Source organism: Rhodopseudomonas sp. BR0G17 (genome assembly GCF_010907025.1).
GTDB lineage: Bacteria > Pseudomonadota > Alphaproteobacteria > Rhizobiales > Xanthobacteraceae > Rhodopseudomonas > Rhodopseudomonas palustris_H.
The window spans coordinates 1-399 of sequence record NZ_QUML01000214.1 but is presented as its reverse complement, the minus strand read 5'-3'; the positions used below and the strand labels follow the sequence as shown (position 1 = coordinate 399).

General features: G+C 50.6%; 1 pseudogene. It reads left to right on the top strand.

The annotated features are described in order from the left end of the window. Positions 1–65 precede the first annotated feature (65 nt). Positions 66–399: pseudogene (locus tag DY467_RS26390) on the top strand (hypothetical protein); the annotation flags it as partial.

The window sequence follows — 399 nt, the reverse complement described above, 5'->3', positions numbered from 1 at the left end:
CCATACGGCTCTTAGGGGTAAGGCTCTGAGCAAGCGAAACACCGAGTGATCTGATGGGAAACGAGATGTCCAACGATTTCGTCAAATGGCTCAACGACAACCAAGGCGTTGTCAGCGTTATGACCTTTCTTTGCACTCTATTCGCCGCTTGGGCATCCGGACTCTTTTCCGCGTTGAGACGACGACCAAGACTCAGGATCGACCTACTGGAGGGGCCAACGCTATGTTCAACATATCCCACCGGCAAGAAACACAACGGATTCGACGCACATCGAACCGGAATTTCACTATATCTAAGAATTTCGAACATTGGCTCCGCGGCAACCAGCATCGACAACATTAAACTTGGATATCATTGGCACGCACGCCCGCTCACCTGGATTTGGTTTCGATATCGAC